Annotated in this window: 16 protein-coding genes; 6 read left to right on the forward strand and 10 right to left on the reverse strand. The window is 72.9% G+C overall.

The window, feature by feature from the left end; translation table 11 throughout:
• Positions 1 to 6: 6 nt before the first annotated feature.
• Positions 7 to 798: an EI24 domain-containing protein gene (locus CO540_RS22330; protein ID WP_099163525.1), complete on the forward strand. Its 792-nt coding sequence runs from the start codon at positions 7 to 9 to the stop codon at positions 796 to 798.
• A 1-nt stretch (position 799) separates the two neighbouring features.
• Complete coding sequence (locus tag CO540_RS22335; protein ID WP_099163526.1) at positions 800 to 1,318, forward strand: O-acetyl-ADP-ribose deacetylase; 519 nt, start codon at positions 800 to 802, stop codon at positions 1,316 to 1,318.
• Here the strand turns inward: CO540_RS22335 and CO540_RS22340 are convergent.
• The 7 genes from CO540_RS22340 to CO540_RS22370 form a co-directional block, all read right to left on the reverse strand.
• Positions 1,311 to 2,216, reverse strand: coding sequence for a GNAT family N-acetyltransferase (locus CO540_RS22340; RefSeq protein WP_099163527.1), 906 nt, complete (start codon positions 2,214 to 2,216; stop codon positions 1,311 to 1,313). The two genes, CO540_RS22335 and CO540_RS22340, sit on opposite strands and share 8 nt — an antisense overlap.
• A gap of 93 nt (positions 2,217 to 2,309) precedes the next feature.
• Complete coding sequence (locus CO540_RS22345; protein WP_099163528.1) at positions 2,310 to 3,317, reverse strand: LacI family DNA-binding transcriptional regulator; 1,008 nt, start codon at positions 3,315 to 3,317, stop codon at positions 2,310 to 2,312.
• A gap of 19 nt (positions 3,318 to 3,336) precedes the next feature.
• The gene (locus CO540_RS22350; RefSeq protein ID WP_099163529.1) at positions 3,337 to 4,704 is read right to left on the reverse strand and encodes a GH1 family beta-glucosidase; all 1,368 of its coding nucleotides are present in this window, start codon (positions 4,702 to 4,704) and stop codon (positions 3,337 to 3,339) included.
• The gene (locus CO540_RS22355) at positions 4,701 to 5,534 is read right to left on the reverse strand and encodes a carbohydrate ABC transporter permease (protein WP_091569244.1); all 834 of its coding nucleotides are present in this window, start codon (positions 5,532 to 5,534) and stop codon (positions 4,701 to 4,703) included. The genes CO540_RS22350 and CO540_RS22355 overlap by 4 nt, the downstream gene beginning before the upstream one ends.
• Positions 5,531 to 6,520 carry a carbohydrate ABC transporter permease gene (locus CO540_RS22360; RefSeq protein ID WP_099163530.1) on the reverse strand — a complete coding sequence of 330 codons (990 nt, stop codon included), beginning with the start codon at positions 6,518 to 6,520 and terminating at the stop codon, positions 5,531 to 5,533. Before CO540_RS22360 ends, CO540_RS22355 begins: the two co-directional genes overlap by 4 nt.
• A gap of 68 nt (positions 6,521 to 6,588) precedes the next feature.
• A complete protein-coding gene (locus tag CO540_RS22365) occupies positions 6,589 to 7,896 on the reverse strand; it encodes an ABC transporter substrate-binding protein (RefSeq protein ID WP_099163531.1) in 1,308 nt (435 codons plus the stop codon).
• Between the two features lie 178 nt (positions 7,897 to 8,074).
• Positions 8,075 to 8,830 carry a maleylpyruvate isomerase family mycothiol-dependent enzyme gene (locus CO540_RS22370; protein ID WP_099164896.1) on the reverse strand — a complete coding sequence of 252 codons (756 nt, stop codon included), beginning with the start codon at positions 8,828 to 8,830 and terminating at the stop codon, positions 8,075 to 8,077.
• A gap of 70 nt (positions 8,831 to 8,900) precedes the next feature.
• Here CO540_RS22370 and CO540_RS22375 point away from each other — a divergent pair, with 70 nt between their 5' ends.
• Positions 8,901 to 9,992, forward strand: a complete 1,092-nt coding sequence (locus tag CO540_RS22375; RefSeq protein WP_099163532.1) for a UDP-N-acetylmuramate dehydrogenase — start codon at positions 8,901 to 8,903, stop codon at positions 9,990 to 9,992.
• A gap of 629 nt (positions 9,993 to 10,621) precedes the next feature.
• On the opposite strand, the gene CO540_RS22380 is transcribed toward CO540_RS22375, so the two are convergent.
• Positions 10,622 to 11,410, reverse strand: coding sequence for an SAM-dependent methyltransferase (locus tag CO540_RS22380; RefSeq protein ID WP_099163533.1), 789 nt, complete (start codon positions 11,408 to 11,410; stop codon positions 10,622 to 10,624).
• Positions 11,411 to 11,412: 2 nt separating this feature from the next.
• Positions 11,413 to 12,177, reverse strand: a complete 765-nt coding sequence (locus CO540_RS22385) for an SDR family NAD(P)-dependent oxidoreductase (protein WP_091569269.1) — start codon at positions 12,175 to 12,177, stop codon at positions 11,413 to 11,415.
• Between the two features lie 171 nt (positions 12,178 to 12,348).
• Here CO540_RS22385 and mshA point away from each other — a divergent pair, with 171 nt between their 5' ends.
• From mshA to CO540_RS22400, 3 genes are all read left to right on the forward strand, one after another.
• A complete protein-coding gene (mshA, locus tag CO540_RS22390) occupies positions 12,349 to 13,710 on the forward strand; it encodes a D-inositol-3-phosphate glycosyltransferase (protein WP_091569275.1) in 1,362 nt (453 codons plus the stop codon).
• 48 nt (positions 13,711 to 13,758) lie between these two features.
• Positions 13,759 to 14,292 carry a YbjN domain-containing protein gene (locus tag CO540_RS22395; protein WP_091569278.1) on the forward strand — a complete coding sequence of 178 codons (534 nt, stop codon included), beginning with the start codon at positions 13,759 to 13,761 and terminating at the stop codon, positions 14,290 to 14,292.
• Positions 14,293 to 14,373: 81 nt separating this feature from the next.
• On the forward strand, positions 14,374 to 15,345 hold the full coding sequence (locus tag CO540_RS22400) for a hypothetical protein (protein ID WP_099163534.1): 972 nt from the start codon (positions 14,374 to 14,376) through the stop codon (positions 15,343 to 15,345).
• A 378-nt stretch (positions 15,346 to 15,723) separates the two neighbouring features.
• Here CO540_RS22400 and CO540_RS22405 read toward each other — a convergent pair whose 3' ends face one another.
• Positions 15,724 to 16,974 carry an MFS transporter gene (locus tag CO540_RS22405; RefSeq protein WP_099163535.1) on the reverse strand — a complete coding sequence of 417 codons (1,251 nt, stop codon included), beginning with the start codon at positions 16,972 to 16,974 and terminating at the stop codon, positions 15,724 to 15,726.
• Positions 16,975 to 17,029: the final 55 nt, after the last annotated feature.

Genomic DNA, 17,029 nt, shown 5'->3' on the forward strand with positions numbered 1-17,029 from the left:
GCCGTCGTGAACGCCTCCCGTACCGTCGCGCCCGTCACCGGCGCGGCCACCCGCTTCCTCGGCGGCGCCGGCCTGCTGCTGCGCGGCTTCGGCATGTACGTCCGCAGCCCGAAACTGATGCTGCTCGGCGTGGTGCCGGCGCTGATCTCCGGCGCGCTCTACCTGGCCCTGTTCGCCGCGCTGCTGTACTTCGTGGACGACCTGGCCGCCTGGTTCACCCCGTTCGCCGACGACTGGTCGTCGACCTGGCGCGGGCTGCTCCGGGTCGCCGCCGGTCTGGCCGTCGTCGGCGTGGCCGGGCTGGTCGGAGTGCTCACGTTCACCGCCGTCACGCTCGTCATCGGTGACCCGTTCTACGAGGCCATCTCCGAGCGGGTCGAGGACCGGCTCGGCGGCACCCCCGGCGCGGTGGACGTGCCGTTCTGGTCCTCGATGCGGCGCAGCGTCGCCGACTCGCTGCGCCTGGTGGCGCTGTCCGCGCTGATCGGCGTACCCCTGTTCGCGGCCGGCTTCATCCCGCTGGTGGGCCAGACGGTGGTTCCGGTGGTCGGTGCTCTGGTCGGTGGCTGGTTCCTGGCCCTGGAGCTGGTCGGCGCGCCGTTCCAGCGGCGCGGGATGCGGCTGCCGGACCGGCGGACGCGGCTGCGGGCCGACCGGCCGACCGCGCTCGGCTTCGGGGTGGCGGTCTTCCTGTGCTTCCTGATCCCGCTCGGCGCGGTGCTGGTCATGCCGGCCGCCGTCGCCGGGGCCGCGCTGCTGGCCCGCCGGTCGCTCGGGCAACACGTCGAGGAGCACTGAGATGGACACCGTGCTGATCGAGGGAGACATCACCGCGCAGCGGGTCGACGCGATCGTCAACGCCGCCAACTCCTCCCTGCTGGGCGGCGGGGGAGTGGACGGCGCGATCCACCGGCGCGGCGGGCCGGCGATCCTGGCCGAGTGCCGGGCACTGCGCGCCTCCCGCTACGGCCGGGGGTTGCCCACCGGCCAGGCGGTCGCCACCACGGCCGGCGAGCTGCCGGCGCGCTGGGTGGTGCACACGGTCGGGCCGGTCTTCTCGCCGCACGAGGACCGGTCGGCGCTGCTGCGGGACTGCTACGCCAACAGCCTGCGGACCGCCGACGAGCTGGGCGCGGCCCGGGTCGCGTTTCCGCTGATCTCGGCCGGGATCTACGGCTGGCCGGTCGAGGACGCGGTGACCCAGGCGTTGACCGTGCTGCACGCGGCCACCCCGGCGCACGTCGTCGAGGCCCGGCTGGTGCTGTTCGGCGCGGACACGTACGCGACTGCGGTGCGGGTCGCCGCCGGGCTCAGCTGAGCGTGCGCCGGCACGACCACTGGCTGTCCACCGGCCGGTAGCCGAGCCGCGCGTTGATCGCCAGCATCGGCGCGTTCGCCTCGTCGTTGGAGGTGTACGCCGTCCGCACCCCACGCGCCGCGGCGACGTGCAGCGCGGCCTGCTTGGTCAGCCGGGCCAACCCCCGCCCCCGGTACGCGGGCAGCGTGCCGGTGAAGTCCGACCACATCCGGTCCCCGTCGCGCTTCACCAGGCTCAACGCCACCAGCTCGCCGTCCACCTCGGCGACCGTGCTGGATTCCCGGTCCAGCCCCAGGTTCTCCCAGCACTCGTGCAGCCAGAGGTCGTAGTCGAGCGCGTCGGTCGGCACGTCGCCCGGCTCGTCGCGGGCCGACTCGGCGTCGATGCGGTGGACCCGGCGCGGGTCGAGCCCGGCGGCCGGCAGCAGCCGTACGCCGGGCGGCGGCTCGGGCATCGGCGGGGCCGGGTCCAGGTCGAGCGCCGAGTAGCGCATCTCCCGACTGGCGGTGAAGCCGTGCCGCTGGGCGAACGGCAGCGACTCGGCGCGTGCGTTGGCGAGGACCCGGGTCGACCCGAGGGTCCGCAGGTGAGCGAGCGCGGCGTCGAACAGCGCGGTGCCGACGCCCCGGCCGCGGTGGTCGGGATGGACGTGCAGGGTGGAGATCTCACCCACGCCCGGCGTCGAGGTCTGGATGTTGCGGTACGCCGACGCCCAGCCGACCACCTGCCCGTCCGCGTCGGCGACCCAGGCCGCCCAGTCCTCGCCGGGCGGCGGCTCGGCGATCATCCGGCGGGTCGACGCGACGCCCCGGACCAGGTAGGGAAAGACGATCGCGCGCAACGCCACCACGGCGGACGCGTCCTCGGCACGGGCACGACGGATCTCGACGTCAGTCATCCGGGCGACCCTAGCCACGCCTCGGCGGCGTCGCGACCGGTTTGTTAAGCGGGGTCCCCTCCTATACCGGAGGCGTTAACAGGGGGCCCCTCCTTACGCGGAATCGCGCAGGACCAGCTCCGTGGGCAGCACCAGCGCCTGCTCGACGTCCTCGCCCGCCGCGATCCGCAGCAGTTGCCGGGTCATCGACCGCCCCAGTTCCACTATCGGCTGCCGCACCGTGGTCAGCGGTGGCTCGGTGTACGCGGCGGTCTCGATGTCGTCGAACCCGATCACCGCCACGTCCTCGGGCACCCGCCGGCCGGCCTCCCGCAGCGTCCGCAGGGCGGCGTGCGCCATCAGGTCGGAGGCGGCGAACACCGCGTCCAGCTCCGGGTCGGCGGCGAGCAGCTCACGCATCGCGGCGGTACCGGACTCCCGGGTGAAGTCGCCGAACGCGACCAGTTCCGGCAGCCCGGCCGCGGTGACCGCGTTCCGGTAGCCGATCAGGCGCTCGATGCCGGCGACCATGTCCTGCGGTCCGGCGATGGTGGCGATCCGCCGCCGGCCGGTCGCGATGAGGTGCTCCACCGCGCGGGTGACGCCGCCCTCGTGGTCCACGTCCACGTACGGCACGTCGGCGCCGTCGAGCGGCCGTCCGCTGCACACGACCGGGATGCCGAGCCGGGCCAGCCGGCCGGGCAACGGATCCTCACCGTGCAGCGAGGCGAAGAGCACGCCGTCGACGTGCCGCCCGGTGGTGTACCGCTCGACCCGTTCGTGCCCGGCCGGCGAACCGGCGAGCATCAGCACGAGCTGCTTGTCCGCCGCCTCCAGCTCCTGCGCCGCCCCCCGGATGATGCCCGGGAAGACCTGGTCGTCGGAGAAGACCCGGGTGGCCGCCTCGGGCATCACCAGTGCGATCGAGTCGGTGCGCTGGGTGACCAGGCTGCGGGCGGCGAGGTTCGGGACGTACCCGAGTTCCTCGACCGCCCGGCGCACCGCCTGCTGGATCGACTCGGCCACGGTGGTGGAGCCGTTCACCACCCGGGAGACCGTGGCCCGGGACACGCCGGCCCGCCGGGCCACCGCCTCCAGGGTCGGCCGCTGTGCCGTCGTCATCCCCGTTACCACCACCTCGTCACAGCCCGTTCCGGGCGATCACCTCCTGGTACCAGCGGGCACTCTGCTTGGGTGTGCGCCGCTGGGTCAGGTAGTCGACGTGGACGATCCCGAAGCGCTTCCGGTAACCCTCGGCCCATTCGAAGTTGTCCAGCAACGACCATACGAGATAGCCGCGCAGGTCGACCCCGCGGGCGATGGCGGCGTGCGCCGCGCGCAGGTGCCCGTCGAGGTAGGCGGTGCGGTCGGTGTCGGCCACCCGGCCCGACTCGTCCCGGGCCGAGTCGGGGAATGCGCCGCCGTTCTCGGTGATCATCAGCGGCAGCCCGGGGTGGTCGGCCGCCACCCGCTCCAGCAGTCGCGTCAGTCCGGCCGGCTCGATCGACCAGCCCATGTCGGTGAGCGACCCGGTCGCCGGCAGGAACTCGACCGACCCGGCGGTGCCCGGGTACGCGTCGCTGCCGCCGCCGTCCGCCCGGCCGGCCACGTAGGTGGGCGAGTAGTAGTTCAGGCCGAGCAGGTCCAGCGGCGCGGCGATCATCTTCTCGTCGCCGTCCCGGACGAAGTCGGTCGGGACGATCCGACTCACGTGCGCCAGCACGTCCTCCGGGTAGCCGGCGCCGGTGAGCGGATCGAGGAAGATCCGGTTGTGCAGGCCGTCGACCAGCCGGACTGCGTCGGCGTCCGCGGCGTTGCCGGCGTCCGCCGGCTGCACGTCGGCCAGGTTGAGCGTGATCCCGAGCGTCTCCGCGCCGGCCGCGCGCAGCGCCCGCGCCGCCAGGCCGTGGCCGAGCAGCAGATGGTGTACGGCCCGGAACGCGTCCCCGGCGTCCCGCCGCCCCGGGGCGTGCACCCCGTTGCCGTAGCCGAGGTAGGCCGAGCACCACGGCTCGTTGAGCGTGGTCCAGGTGCGGATCCGGTCGCCGAGCCGCTGGTGCACGGCGACCGCGTAGTCGGCGAAGTGCTCGGCGGTCTCCCGGACGGTCCACCCGCCCCGGTCCTCCAGCCCCTGCGGCAGGTCCCAGTGGTAGAGCGTGACGATCGGGTCGATGCCGGCGTCCAGCAGCGTGTCGGTGAGCCGGTCGTAGAAGTCCAGGCCGCGCGGCTCGACCGGGCCGGTACCGTCCGGCCGCACGCGCGGCCAGGCGACCGAGAACCGGTACGCCCGCAGCCCCAGCTCGGCCATCAGCGCGACGTCGTCGGCGTACCGGTGGTAGTGGTCGCAGGCCACGTCGCCGGTGTGGCCCTGGAACACCGCCCCCGGCGTACGGCTGAAGGTGTCCCAGACGGACGGGCCGCGACCGTCCTCGCGGGCGGCGCCTTCGATCTGGTACGCGGCGGTGGCCGCCCCCCAGACGAACCCCTCGGGGAAACGGAGACCCGTCATGCCTTCACCGCACCTTCCATGATGCCGCCGATGATCTGGCGGCCGAAGACGACGAACACCAGCAGCAGCGGCAGCGTGGCGATGGCCGTGCCGGTGAACACCTGCGACATGTCCTGGTAGTAGCCGTCGGAGAGGGCCCGCAGCGACAGCTGCACGGTCGGGTTCTCCGGGTCGTTGAGCACGGCGTAGGGCCAGAGGAAGTCGTTCCAGGTGGTCATGAACGTGAGCAGGCCGAGCACGGCGGCGGCCGGGCGCAGCGCGGGCAGCACCACGTTCCAGTAGATCCGCGCGGTGTTGCAGCCGTCCATCCGGGCCGCCTCGATCAGCTCGGTGCTGACCGCCTGGCCGGCGTACTGGCGCATCATGAACACGCCGAAGCCGGTGACCAGCGCGGGCACGATCACGGCGGGCAGCCGGTCGTTCCAGTTGAGCTTCGTCATCAGCAGGTAGAGCGGGATGACGCCGAGCTGGGTGGGGACCATCATGGTGGCGATGATCGCCAGCAGCAGCGCGTTGCGGCCACGGAAGCGCAGCTTGGCGAACGCGAACCCGGCCAGGGTGGAGAAGAAGACCACCGAGACGGTCACCGTGACGGCCACGATCGTCGAGTTGATCAGGCCGGTGAGGAAGTAGGCGTCGGTGTTGTCGAACAGCCGGGCGATGTTGGCGCCGAGGTTGCCGCCGGGGGTGAGCGGTGGCGGCACCTGCCCCATCGCGTCGCTGGTGCGGCTGGCCACCACGAACATCCAGTAGATCGGGAAGATCGACAGCAGCGCGGAGATGGTCAGCGCCAGGTAGGTGAGTCGGCTGGCCGACCAGAGGCGGTTCATCGGGAGACCTCCTTGCGGGAGCCGCCGCCGAGCCGGCGCAGGAGCAGCACGTTGATCGCCGCGACGATCGCGATCAGCGCGAAGAGCAGCCAGGCGATGGCCGAGCCGTAGCCGAAGTTGTAGTGCGGGGCGAAGGCGTTCTCGAACATGTACATGGTCACCGTCTGCGACTCGCGCAGCGGCCCGCCGCGGATCGCGTTGGTGCCGGAGTTGAACATCCGGGGCTCGGTGAAGAGCTGGAGGCCGCCGATGGTGGAGATGATGACCGCGAAGACGATCGTCGGCTTGAGCAGCGGCACGGTGATGGACCAGAACTGCCGGGCCCGGCCGGCGCCGTCGATCGACGCCGACTCGTACAGGTCGCGCGGGATGGCCTGCATGGCGGCCAGGAAGATCAGCGCGTTGTAGCCGGTCCACCGCCAGTCGACCATGGTGGAGATGGCGACCCAGGCGGCGAACCTGTTCGCCTTCCAGTCGATCGCGCTCACGCCGACATGGTCGAGCAGCCAGTTGATCATGCCGAAGTCGCGACCGAAGAGCACCGCGAAGACGATCGCCACCGCGGCGGTCGAGGTGACGTTCGGGACCAGCACCGCCATCCGCCAGGTGGTGCGGGCGCGCAGCTGTCGGTTGAGCAGGTTGGCCAGCCAGAGCGCGGCCAGCAGCTGCGGGACGGTGGAGATGACGAAGATGCCCAGCGTGTTGACCACCGAGTGCCAGAAGTCCGGGTCGGCGAGCAGCTGGCTGTAGTTGTCGAACCCGATGAACGGGTGCTCGGCGCCGAGCAGGTCCCAGTCGTGCAGCGAGACCCAGAACGTGTACGCCAGCGGGTAGGCCCCGAAGACGCCGAAGAGCAGGAAGAACGGGGCGATGTAGAGGTAGGGCGAGTATTTCGTGTCGAACCGGCTGAGCCGGGCGCCCCGTGCGGGACGGCTGTGTCGGGGTGCCGGTGCGACCGGCGGGCGGGCGTCGAGCTGGACGGCCATGACCCGGGACTCCTTTCCGCCGTGCGGGCGGCACCCGTCACCGGGACCGCCCGCACGCGCTGCTCGGGTTACTTGGCGGCGGCCTTCTCGGCGTTGGCGACCGCGTCGGTCCAGCCCTGCTGCGGGGAGCGCTTGCCCAGCTCCACGGTGCGCACGGCGTTCTCCACCTCGGTGCGGACGGCCTGGTTCTTCGGGCCCATGTAGACCGGCTTCAGGCTCTTGGCGCCCTCGGCGAAGATCTTGCCGACCGGGGCCTCGGAGAAGTAGGCGTTCTTCGAGTCGAGGATCGCCGGGTCGGCCAGCGCCTGCGGCGACGAGGGCAGCGGGCCCTTCGCCTTGAACGCGCCGATCTGACCCTTGGCGCTGGTCAGGAACTTGGCCAGCTCGATCGCCTCGGCCTGGTGCTTGCTCTGCTTCGGCACGGCGAGGAACGAGCCGCCCCAGTTGCCGCCGTTGCCGGGGATCTGGGCGATGTCCCACTTGCCCTTGGCGGCCGGGCCGGCGTTGCCCTCGATCACCCCGGTCATCCAGGCCGGGCAGGCGATGGTGGCGAACTTCGACTGCTTGAAGGCGGAGACCCACTCCTCCGACCAGGAGCCGTACTTGCCGGAGAGGCCGGAGTCGATGATGTCCATCGTGGTGTCGTACGCCTGGCGTACCGCCGGGTTGCTGCCCACGACCAGGTTGTTGCTGGTGTCGTAGTAGCTGTAGCCGGTGGTGTTGCCGGCGTTCTGGAGCAGGATGGTGTTGAACGTGTTCGTCGCGGCGTCGAGGAACGCGGCGCCGGTCTTCTTCGCGGTGAACTGCTCGCCGACCCTGATGTAGTCCTGCCAGGTGGGCCAGAGCTTGGACACGGCCTCCCGGTCGGTGGGCAGCCCGGCCTTGGCGAACAGGTCCTTGCGGTAGCACATGGCCATGCCGCCGACGTCGGTGCCGAGGCCGATGAGCTGCTTGCCGTCGGCGGTGAGGCCCTGGTTCCACTTCCAGTCCAGGAAGTTGCCCTTCAGCTCGCCCGCGCCGTGGTCGAGCAGGTTGACGAAGTTCTGCGGGTTGGCCTTGTACTCGACCAGCAGCCCCTCCTCGATGGCCACGATGTCGCCGGCGCCCTTGCCCGCGGCGAGCCACTGGGTGAGCTTGGGCGAGTACTCGTCGAGGTTGCTGCCGGTGCCCCGCTCGACGATCTTCACGTCGGGGTGGCTGGCCATGTACTCCTGGTAGAGATCCGCGTAGCCGAGCTGGCCGAAGGTGTCGACGGTGAGGGTGATCGGCCCGTCGGAGGCGGCCTCGTCGCCGCCGCCGCAGCCGGTGGTGCCGAGCAGTGCGGTGGCGGCGACCAGGGCCACCGCCGCCAGTCGACGGCGCGTGAAGGTGAGCATGCTGTCCTGACCTCTCGGGGTCGTAACGGGTGGTGGAAGGCGGTTCCGGTACTAAGAGAGCGCTCTCACGACAGCGTGCTGGGTGGCCCCCATCCTGTCAAGAGAGCGCTCTCAGAGCGTCCGAAAAAAGCGGAGAGGGGCGATGACCGCCCCTCTCCGCCCGGTATCGGGTGCTGTGTCAGCCCACCCGCAGGCCGTCCAGCAGGCCGCGGTCGCCGGCCACCCCCAACGTGTCGAAGCTGACCCGGCCCATCAGCGCCAGCAGCAGGTCGCTGGCGGTGCCGGTGACCTGGGCGCGGGCCCGGTGGTCGTCGTGGTCCAGGATCGTCGCGGTGTCCAGCAGCGCGATCCCCTCGCCACGCAGCCGCAGGTACCACTCCTGCGCGGCGTCCGTCGCGGTCAGCTGCACCACGCCGTGCCACTGGCCCGGTCGGGTCCGCCGGCCGGCCGGCAGCCAGGTGTCGAGCACCTCGCTCACCCCGTCGGCGGCGAGCTTGGCCTCGATCGGCTCACCCGCCGCGATGGCCAGCTGGGCGTCCCACCGGTGCACCGCCGTCTCGTGCGCCATCCGGCGCGGCCAGAAACCGGCCTTCTTCGGCTGGGGCGCGAAGTTCCAGGCCGGCGCCTCCGGGTCCAGCGCGTCGAAGAGCGCGTTCAGGCGCTCGTACTCCTGGACGTACCACTGGGCCGGGGTCAGACCGGCCGGCGGCTCCGGGTCGCGCCGCTCCGGCCGGGAGGTGGAACCGGCGGTCAGCACCGTGCCCGCCCAGACGTAGGTCCTGGTCAGGTGGTGGGCGAGATCGGTGACCGTCCAGCCGGGACAGGACAGCACCGGTGTCTCGGGAGGCGCCTCCGACACCGCCGCGGCGAAGGCCGGACCCTCCGTCCGCAGCGCGCCGATCCAGAAGTCCTTCGTGTGGTGCAGTCTGCTCATCGCCATCCTCCCGGGGGTGACCGGGCCACCAGTGGGTGCCGCGGCTACCCCTCAGCCTAGGGTGAAAGGCGTGTCAGACGTCTACGCCGAACCGACGACCGCCGCCGGCCCGACCGATCCGGCCACCCTGGCGCGTTACACCACGCTACGCCTCGGCGGTCCGGCCGGCCGGCTGGAGATCGCCACCGACGCCGACGAGATCGTGCGGAAGGTGCGCGAGGCCGAGGCCCGCGAGGAGGCCGTGCTGGTGCTCGCCGGCGGCAGCAACGTGGTGATCGGCGACCAGGGCTTCCCGGGCACCGTCGTGCTCGTCCGCTCACGCGGGTTCCGGGTCGTCGCCGAGGAGGGCGAGACCGTCACGGTACGCGTCGCCGCCGGCGAGCCCTGGGACGACCTGGTCGCGGCCACCGTCGAGCGCGGCTGGTCCGGCCTCGAGTGCCTCTCCGGCATCCCCGGCTCGGCCGGCGCGACCCCGATCCAGAACGTCGGCGCGTACGGCCAGGAGGTGGCCGAGACGATCGTCGCCGTCGAGGCGTACGACCGCACGCACCACGAGGTGGTGCGGATGGCGGCGGCGGACTGCGGGTTCTCCTACCGGGGCAGCATCTTCAAGTACAGCGACCGCTGGGTCGTGCTCTCGGTCGACTTCCGGCTCACCCGCTCGCCGCTCTCCGGGCCGGTTCGCTACGCCGAGCTGGCCCGGGCGCTCGGCGTCGAGGTGGGCGACCGGGTTCCGCTGGCCGACGCCCGGGCCACCGTGCGCCGGCTGCGGGCGGGCAAGGGCATGGTGCTCGACGCGGCCGACCCGGACACCTGGTCGGTGGGCTCGTTCTTCACCAACCCGGTGCTGGAGCGCGAGGCGTACGAGCTGCTCCGGGAGCGCGCGGCCGACCTCGGCGAGCCGCCGCACTGGCCCGGCGCGGGCGACGTGGTGAAGGTCAGCGCCGCCTGGCTGATCGACAAGGCCGGCTTCGGCAAGGGGTACGCCGGCCCGGAGGGTGTCGCCATCTCCGGCAAGCACACGTTGGCGCTGACGAACCGCTCCGGCGCGGCCAGCACCGCCGCCCTGGTGTCCCTGGCCCGCGAGATCCGCGACGGCGTCCACGCCCGGTTCGGCGTCCCCCTGCACCCCGAGCCCGTCCTCGTCAACTGCACCATCTGACCGCCCCTGCCTCCCTTCCGCCCTCCCTCCCCTCTCGGCTCTCGGCTCTCGGCGATCTTGGAGTTGTGGTGCCATGGTGTGCCGGTTTTGAACCGTTGTCGGAGGTGCCACAACTCCAAGATCGCCGAAACAGGAGGTGGAAGTCCGCGTCTTGGGATTGGTGTTCTACTTCGTGGGACGCGGAGAGATCTTGGTACGAAAATGCCCCTGGAGGGGCCTTTCCGTACCAAGATCTCCCAGCCGTGACCCATTGACCTGTTGACCTGTTGACCGGTGACCCGGTGACCCGGTGACCCGGTGACCCGGTGACCCGGTGACCCGGTGACCCGGTGACCGGTGACCGGTGACCCGGATGGCGCGATCCCTGGACCCGTGCCCCCGTGCCCCCGTGACCGGGTGCCCCCGTGCCCCCGTGACCGGGTGCCCCCGTGCCCCCGTGACCGGGTGCCCCCGTGACCGGGTGATCCCGTGGTCCGTGCCCGTGAGGCGGGAGCCGTGAGCCGGGAGCTGTGAGGCGGGAGCCGTGACGCGTCACCCGTGAGCTGTAAGCCGTACGTCGGGGCCCGTGAATCAATGCCGACCGGCTCGTTTCGAGGGGCGCAACCGCGAGATCGACGGGGGAGGGGCGGTCAGGACGGGGCGACGGTGGACCAGGGGAGGGTGAGGTAGCCGTGGCGCCAGGACCGGGGGCCGTCCTGGACCGGCCAGCCCGACTCCTGCACCGTCGCCACGGCGCGCAGCCAGCGCTGCCGGGGGCCGAAGGGGGCGTAGCCGGCGGCGGAGCGCCAGGCCTGTTCCAGCGCGTCGAGCAGGTCGTGGATGCGCTCACCGGGCACGTTGCGGTGGATCAACGCCTTCGGCAGCCGCTCGGCCAGCGTCGCCGGGCTCTCCAGCGCGGTCAGCTTCGCGGCCAGCGTGAGCGTGCGCGGGCCGGCCGCGTCGAGCAGCACCCACGCGCCGAGCCGACCCGGTTCGTCGCAGGTCCCCTCGACCAGCAGCCCGCCCGGTGCCAGCCGTCCGGTGACCGTCCGCCAGGCGTCGGCCACCTCGCTCTCGTCGTACTGGCGCAGCACGTTGAAGGCCCGCACCAACGCCGGGCGCAACCCGGCCAGCTCGAAGCCGCCCCGGGCGAACGTGAGCCCGGGCGGGTCCGCGGCCGGTTCGGCGGCGGCCACGCGTACCGGATCGATCTCCAGCCCGACCACCCGCACGTCCGCGCGGACCCGGGCGGCGAGCCGGGCCCGCAGTTCGAGCGGGGTGACCGGGGTGGCGCCGTAGCCCAGGTCCACCACGAGCGGGTCGGCGGCGGCGCGCAGCGCGTCCCCGCAGGTCTCGACGATCCAGTTGTCCACCCGCCGGAGCCGGTTCGGATTCGTCGTGCCCCGGGTGACCACCCCGAGCGGCCGGCGCGGTTCCACGGTCAGGACGTCCGGTGCACCTTGTGCTGGGCGGCCTGGGCCAGCGGGCGCACCACGAGTTGGTCGATGTTGACGTGATGCGGCCGGGTGGCGCACCAGGCGACGCAGTCGGCCACGTCGTCGGCGACCAGCGGTTCGGCGACGCCGGCGTAGACCGCCTCGGCGCGGTCCGCGTCCCCGCCGAACCGGACCAGGCCGAACTCCTCGGTCCGCACCATGCCCGGGTCGATCTCGACCACCCGGACCGGCCGGCCGCACAGCTCCAGCCGCAGCGTGCCGGCGACCGCCGTCTGCGCGTGCTTCGCGGCCGTGTAGCCGCCGCCGCCCTCGTAGACGACGTGGCCGGCGGTGGAGCTGACGATCACCACGGTGCCCGCGCCGGACCGTTCCAGCGCGGGCAGCAGCGCCTTGGTGACCCGCAGCGTGCCGAGCACGTTGACGTCGTACATCCACTGCCAGTCGCGCACGTCGGCGGTCTCGACCGGGTCCAGGCCGCGCGCGCCGCCGGCGTTGTTCACCAGCAGGGTGACCGGCCCGGGCGCGGCGTCGGCGGCGGCGGCCAGGCCGGCGACGGACTCGTCCGAGGTCACGTCGCACGCCACCGCGGTGGCGGCGCCGCCGGCCGCCTCGATCTCGGCGACCAGCGCGGCCAGCCGGTCGGTACGCCGCGCGGCGGCGAGCACGTGGAAACCCTCGGCGGCCAGGCGGCGGGCGGTGGCCGCCCCGATCCCGCTGGACGCTCCGGTGACGATGGCGACTGAGGTCATCCGGACATTCTCTCCCGCCGCCCCGCTGCCCGCCGTGATGAGGTCCGTCACGCCGGGGAACCCGCCGCAGGCATTTCCGAACCCCGATGGGGAAGATGACATCCGGCGTACGGGTTGACCGAGAAGCGCCGGTCGTGCGGGACGGCATCAACCGTGACAGAGGGAGCGGACGTGGCGGAGTTGCACACCGGTGTCGGTCGTCAGCGAGGTGCCCTGCCGTGGCCCCGGCCGCGCCGCATCGCCACCCTCTCGGTGCACACCTCGCCGCTGCACCAGCCGGGCACGGGCGACGCGGGCGGGATGAACGTCTACATCCTGGAGGTCGCCCGACGACTGGCCGAGGCCGACGTCGAGGTGGAGATCTTCACCCGGGCCACCTCCGGCGACCTGCCCCCGGTGGTGGAGATGGCGCCCGGGGTGACCGTCCGGCACGTCACCGCCGGGCCGCTGGAGGGGCTGACCAAGGAGGAGCTGCCCGGTCAGCTCTGCGCGTTCACCGCCGGTGTGCTGCGGGCCGAGGCGGCCCGACCGCCCGGCCACTACGACCTGATCCACTCGCACTACTGGCTCTCCGGCCAGGTCGGCTGGCTGGCCAAGGAGCGCTGGGGCGTGCCGCTGGTGCACACCGCGCACACCCTGGCCAAGGTCAAGAACGCCCGGCTCGCCGTCGGGGACCGACCCGAGCCGAAGGCCCGGGTGATCGGTGAGGAGCAGGTGGTCACCGAGGCCGACCGGCTGGTCGCCAACACCCGGGTGGAGGCCCGTGACCTGCTCGACCGGTACGCCGCCGAGCCCGGCCGGGTGGCCGTGGTGGAGCCGGGCGTGGACCTGGACCGGTTCCGTCCCGCCGCCGGTGACCGGGAGGCCGCGACCCGCGCCGCCCGCCGCCGCCTCGGCCTGCCGACCGACGGGCACGTGGTGGCGTTCGTCGGCCGGATCCAGCCGCTCAAGGCGCCGGACGTGCTGGTCCGCGCGGTGGCCGCGCTGCGCGAGCGGGAGCCCGCGCTGGCCGACGAGGTGACCGTGGTGATCTGCGGCGGCCCGAGCGGCAGCGGCCTGGACCGGCCGACCGCCCTGATGGAGCTGGCCCACTCGTTGGGCGTCGCCGACCGGGTGCGCTTCCTTCCGCCGCAGACCGGCGACCGCCTGCCCGATCTCTACCGCGCCGCCGACCTGGTCGCCGTGCCGTCGCACAACGAGTCCTTCGGGCTGGTCGCGCTGGAGGCCCAGGCGTGTGGCACGCCGGTGCTGGCCGCCGCCGTGGGCGGGCTGGTCACCGCCGTACGCGACGGGGTCAGCGGGATGCTCATCGACGGGCACGACCCGGTCGACTGGGCGCGGGCGCTGGCCCGCCTGCTGCCCGACCGGCTGCGTCGCGCCTCGCTGGCCCGGGGCGCCGAGCGGCACGCCCGCGCCTTCTCCTGGCAGCGGACCGTCTCCGGGCTGCTCGCGGTCTACGGGGAGGCGATCACCGAGCACCGGGCCCGGCTGGCCGGCCGGCTCGGTGACCCGGCCCTCACCTGTTCCTGGTGACCCGTCGCCGTCGGGCGGGGCGGGGCGGGCGACCGTAGAGTGGGTGCGATGAGCCGCAGAAGTGAGGTCGCCGCGCTGATCGAGGCCGTCTGTGCCGAGCGGGAGCTGGAGTGGGAAGCCACCGGCGAGGCGTCGTACGCGGTGACCCTGCCCGGCACGCACAAGCTCAAGACGATCTGCAACCTGATCGTCGGTGAGCACGCGCTGCGGATCGAGGCGTTCGTGATGCGCCAGCCCGACGAGCGGCGCGAGGAGCTGTGGGCCTGGCTGTTGCAGCGCAACGCGCGGATGTACGGCGTCTCGTTCTCCATCGACACGGTCGGCGACGTCTACCTGACCGGCCGGGTCAACCTGGCCGGGCTCGACGCCGACGAGCTGGACCGGCTCTTCGGCTCGGTGCTGACCTACGCCGACGAGTCGTTCGACAGCATGCTGGAGATCGGGTTCGGCACCGCCATCCGACGGGAGTGGGAGTGGCGGGTGAAGCGGGGCGAGTCGACCGCCAACCTGGCCGCGTTCGCCCACCTCTTCGAGCCCTCGACGCCGGCCGGCTCGGCCGCCGGAGGTTCGGAGTCCTCCTGACGGGTATGCCGCACCGCGCGGTGCGGAGTGTGTGTGGGGACCCACCGCGAGCCGAGGACGGACTGTCGAGGAGCGTGTCCCATGGCTCAGCGCAACAGCTCAGGTCGCGGCACGACCGCGACCCGGACCAAGCGGCAACCCGGTAACCAGACGCCGAACACCCCGAGGGTGTCGGAGTCCGACATCTCCCGGATGAAGGTCGACGACATCCGGAACCAGCTCCGCCGGCGGGGGGTCTCCGGGACCTCCGCGCTGCGCAAGCCGGAGCTGGTGAAGACCCTGGCCCGGACAATGCGGTCGGAGGGTCGGGGCGGCGCGGCCCGGCGGAGCACCGGCCCGGCCGGTCGCCCGGCGGCGAAGAAGACCACGGCGGCGAAGAAGACCGCCGCCGCGAAGAAGAAGACGGCGGCCCGCCGGAAGGCCACGTCTCCGGCCAAGTCCGCGCCGGCCGCCCGCGCCACCGGCGCCCGGGCCAAGGCGACCGGTACGCGCAGGGCGGCCCCGGCGCGCGCGAAGGCGACCGCCTCGCGGGCGAAGGCCGCCCCGGCGCGCAAGGCGTCGTCGGCCCGCGCGACGGCCTCGCCCTCCGGGGCGAAGGCTGCTCCTTCGCGGGCGAAGGCTGCTCCGTCGCGGGCCAAGGCGGCCCCGGCGCGGAAGGCCGCATCCGCGCGGGCGCAGGCCGCGCCGAGGCTCGGGCCGGCGTCCAGTCGGTCGATCGGGTCCTCGCAGCTCATCACCTCGCTCGCGGACCGTCCGGAGCGTCCCGGCCGGAGCCTGGTCACCCGCAATCACGAGGTGATCCAGCGGTGGGCGCGGGCCCGGGGGGCGAAACCGGCGACCATCGCCGGGACCGAGCGCGGCGACCGGCCCGGGGTGCTGACGTTCAACATCCCCGGCTACCGGGAGAGCAGCCGGATCCGGGAGGTCACCTGGGACGACTGGTTCCGGACGTTCGACTCACGGCGGCTGAACCTGATCTACCAGGAGCAGATGCGGGACGGTCGGCAGAGCAACTTCTTCCGTACCGAGAACCCGAATCGTGAGGACGGCTGAGGTTTGCGGGAATGGTCGCCGGGAACCCCGTGCTGGCCATCCCAGAGACCGGAGCACTGACAGCCGGATAGCCGACACGCGTGCTGTGACGGGCGAGACAGCGATCTGGGTTGAATCCGGAATCCGGTCGAACTAACTTTATTGCACCGCGTCACGCTTGTTTTCGTTCGGGGGAGCGGCGGATCGATCAGATCCGCGCAGGCGAGACGCGAAGATCGGGTGGAGCACACCGTTGGGGGACGGTGCCGCCCGTGGAACCGGCGGCGCGAGCGGGCGACGCTTACGGGGGTGAGTGTCGCCCGCCGCCGCCGGGCGTACGGTACGAGCGCCCATCTCGACGGGGGTCGGGGTGGGCGCTCGGCCGTTCCTGAGCCCGGTTCAGCGCGCGGCGCGGACCGGGTGCCGCGTCGCCGCCCGCAGCGCCGCGACCCGGCGCTCCCGAGGCGGCCCGGCGAGCAGGTGCCCGGCCGCGGCGACCAGGCCCAACCCGCCCACCACCAGCCAGTGCCGCTCGCCGAGGTGTTCCAGGCTCAGCCCGCCGAGCGCCGGCGCCACGAACGACGCCGCCGGGAACGTCAGGTAGAACACCGACTGGTAGCGGGCCCGTAGCTCGGGCGGGGCCAGGTCCGCGTTGATCTGCGCGTTCGGCGGCGCGGCGAGCATCTGCCCGACCGTCCAGACCACCGCCGCGCCGAGGTAGAGCGGCAGCCCGTCGGCGACGGTCAGCGTGCCGAACCCGAGCGCCATCAGCCCGGTGGAGACCGCCAGCACGGTCGACCTGCGGTACGGCTCGATCAGCCGGGGGACGAAGAGCTGCCCGGCCACGATCAGCGCCCCGCCCAACGCCACCACCAGCCCGTACGCCGACGGACGCAGACCGTCCGCGCGCATCGCCAGCGGCATGATGGTCGACGTCTGCATGGTCAGCACGGCCAGCAGGAAGGTCAGCCCGACGAAGGTGAGGAAGGTGCGGTCGGTCAGCGCGGTGTGCAGCCCGGGACGCCGCCCCACCACCGCGCGCGGAGTGACCGCCGGCCGGCGGGTCAACGTCTCCGGCACCTTCAGCGCGATCACCACGGCCGCCGCCAGGGTGGCCCCGGCGTCGACCAGGAACAGCGCCAGGAAACTCGCCTCGGCGAGCACCCCGGCCAGCAGCGACGCCACCGCCATGCCGAGGTTGAACGCCCAGAACTGGAGGTTGAAGGCGCGGGACCGGCGGGCCTCCGGCACCACGTCCACGATGGCCGCCACGAACGCCGGGCTGGGCATCGAGTGCGCCACCCCGACCAGGGCGGCGAGCACGGCGATGACCGCGAGGTGCCGGCTGAACGCCAGCGCCGCCATCAGGCCGGCCGCCGTGAGGTGCGCGGCGAGCAGCGTGGCCCGCCGGCCCCACCGGTCCGCGAGCACCCCGCCGAGCAGTGTGCCGGCCGCGCCCCCGATGCCGTACGCGCCGACCACCAGCCCGGCCAGCGACGGCGAGGCGCCCCGCGCGGCGGTCAGGTAGAGCGAGAGGAACAGCAGCGCGAACGCGCCGGCCCGGTTGATCAGCAGGCCGGACCAGAGGTACCAGAAGGTGGCGGGCAGGCCGCCGGCCGTGTCGTCCCACCAGCGCCGCAGGCCGCGCACCCGTCCTCCAGGAAGGTTTCCTTACCGATGCCCCCGCGTACCGTATCCGCCGGTC

The sequence above is a fragment of the Micromonospora sp. WMMA2032 genome (genome assembly GCF_002688545.1).
In the GTDB taxonomy this organism is placed as follows: Bacteria; Actinomycetota; Actinomycetes; order Mycobacteriales; family Micromonosporaceae; genus Micromonospora; species Micromonospora sediminicola.

Coding starts and splice junctions, on each gene's coding strand:
- CO540_RS22335 (WP_099163526.1), top strand. CDS start 800: ATGGACACCGTGCTGATCGAGGGAGACATCACCGCGCAGCGGGTCGAC.
- CO540_RS22340 (WP_099163527.1), bottom strand. CDS start 2,216: ATGACTGACGTCGAGATCCGTCGTGCCCGTGCCGAGGACGCGTCCGCC.
- CO540_RS22345 (WP_099163528.1), bottom strand. CDS start 3,317: ATGACGACGGCACAGCGGCCGACCCTGGAGGCGGTGGCCCGGCGGGCC.
- CO540_RS22350 (WP_099163529.1), bottom strand. CDS start 4,704: ATGACGGGTCTCCGTTTCCCCGAGGGGTTCGTCTGGGGGGCGGCCACC.
- CO540_RS22355 (WP_091569244.1), bottom strand. CDS start 5,534: ATGAACCGCCTCTGGTCGGCCAGCCGACTCACCTACCTGGCGCTGACC.
- CO540_RS22360 (WP_099163530.1), bottom strand. CDS start 6,520: ATGGCCGTCCAGCTCGACGCCCGCCCGCCGGTCGCACCGGCACCCCGA.
- CO540_RS22365 (WP_099163531.1), bottom strand. CDS start 7,896: ATGCTCACCTTCACGCGCCGTCGACTGGCGGCGGTGGCCCTGGTCGCC.
- CO540_RS22370 (WP_099164896.1), bottom strand. CDS start 8,830: ATGAGCAGACTGCACCACACGAAGGACTTCTGGATCGGCGCGCTGCGG.
- CO540_RS22385 (WP_091569269.1), bottom strand. CDS start 12,177: ATGACCTCAGTCGCCATCGTCACCGGAGCGTCCAGCGGGATCGGGGCG.
- CO540_RS22395 (WP_091569278.1), top strand. CDS start 13,759: ATGAGCCGCAGAAGTGAGGTCGCCGCGCTGATCGAGGCCGTCTGTGCC.
- CO540_RS22400 (WP_099163534.1), top strand. CDS start 14,374: ATGGCTCAGCGCAACAGCTCAGGTCGCGGCACGACCGCGACCCGGACC.